Origin of the sequence: Moorena sp. SIO4A1 (assembly GCF_010672065.1) — a bacterium.
Classification (GTDB): Bacteria; Cyanobacteriota; Cyanobacteriia; order Cyanobacteriales; family Coleofasciculaceae; genus Moorena.
Window position 1 is genome coordinate 1 of sequence record NZ_JAAHHX010000881.1, and the last position, 1,214, is coordinate 1,214.

The following is a 1,214-nucleotide window of genomic DNA, read 5'->3' on the forward strand; positions in this document are numbered from 1 at the left end:
CTTTTTGATTCGTCATTAGTCATGGCGTGAGTCAATCTTGAGTAAACTCATTTATGGAGTATAATTTACCAATCATTATCCAGACTCTTCTTATCCCCCTTTACGAAAAAAACCTTAAACTAGTCTTTTTAAGAGGTTTACTATAAATGGATAACGACCAAAACTTGCTAATCCTGACGATTTATATAATCGGTGTTACTTACGTTTTGTACAAAGCGTTTCAGGAAATAGACAAACTTATAACCGTTAAGGTAGACTCTGATGCTATCAATCAGGAACTGGAAAAGCACAATCTTAATGATTTCATGGAAGTCAACTTTGGCTTCGATCCTAGCTATAAATTGGATGACTTAAAGGATCTTAAACTGAGTGTTAAAAATAAAACCAACGAGAATCCTGTTTATATTGAAATAGACTGGGATAAGAGTATTATCACTGACTTGGGAAATAATGCACGACCTATGGTTTGGGTAAATTCTGGTGATATGGAAGAGGCACCGAAAAGCCAAGACGTTGGTAAAATTCGTCCTGGTCAAAATTGCGAATTTAAGCTGAGCGATGAAAAGATTAAAGATGCATTATTTCCGGAGAAAGACTTGAAGAAGGCGATTAAAAATGGTGGCCAATTTAATCTCCAATTATTATTCAATATATTTGAACCAAATACTGGAAAAAGCAGTTCGTGCTACTTACCCTGTAGGTTTACACCGATCAAGGTACACTGGACCCAGGCTATAGTTCTTGCCTTGCAGCCTCAATAGGTCTAGCAGTTGGGAGTCTATTTGGGAGTCTATTTAGAGGATTTTGGTTTGTATCCAGTATTACGAACGTTGACCAACTTATTGAGTACTTCAAACCAAAAGGGGGCTCCCATACAGATTGCGATCGCACTCAAAATAATCCCTAGAATGAATTTGAAGTAAACCCAAGTCAAACCTAGCTCTCTGGGAAGGTGTAGTGGTTCTTCAAACTGCTCTACAAGATTAGTTTCTCCCCAGCCAATGGGAAGGAAGGCTAGGTCATCTACAGCTGAGGTTATAGTATCATAACAGTCATTACTGTTTGATTCTTGCTGTAAACAGGCACCGGTTTCATTAACAATCCTATTAGTGACTTGATTGACAGCGGCTCTTACACTCTGGTTTTTATAGAATTGATTGCTGATATTGATGGTATCGATATTCAAGGCTAGGGAAATCACTAATCCAATTAAA

The 1,214-nt window shown here is 37.6% G+C and carries 1 protein-coding gene and 1 pseudogene; one reads left to right on the forward strand and one right to left on the reverse strand.

The features are described 5' to 3' along the window. Nucleotides 1-146 precede the first annotated feature (146 nt). Complete coding sequence (locus F6K53_RS43735; protein ID WP_070391961.1) at nt 147-761, forward strand: hypothetical protein; 615 nt, start codon at nt 147-149, stop codon at nt 759-761. A 29-nt stretch (nt 762-790) separates the two neighbouring features. Here F6K53_RS43735 and F6K53_RS43740 read toward each other — a convergent pair. After that, nucleotides 791-1,214, reverse strand: a pseudogene (locus tag F6K53_RS43740) (hypothetical protein); the annotation flags it as partial.

Bases quoted from the DNA above. Each gene is read 5' to 3' on its own strand.
- F6K53_RS43735 (WP_070391961.1), top strand. From the start codon at position 147: ATGGATAACGACCAAAACTTGCTAATCCTGACGATTTATATAATCGGT.